Genomic DNA, 241 nt, shown 5'->3' with positions numbered 1-241 from the left:
TGCCCCAAATTACTTTTGTTTTTTCAATTTTAACATTTTACACACAACCTAATAGACAACGAAAAAGTTGATATGACAATAGTTATAACGTTTTCTAAACGAATAAATAAACGCTTTAATGAACTCCCGCCGTCTCCATTATGTAGCCTGCAACCCATGTGGTTGTGGGCTTTTTGTTTTTGGGTCCACAAAAAGTGCACAGCACATAAAAAACATACTAAGATTAGCTATGAAGAAATCT

This window comes from Staphylococcus sp. HMSC077D08 (assembly GCF_001837945.1).
GTDB lineage: Bacteria > Bacillota > Bacilli > Staphylococcales > Staphylococcaceae > Staphylococcus > Staphylococcus epidermidis.
The sequence above is the reverse complement of the archived record's forward strand: the minus strand, read 5'-3'. Positions refer to the sequence as shown.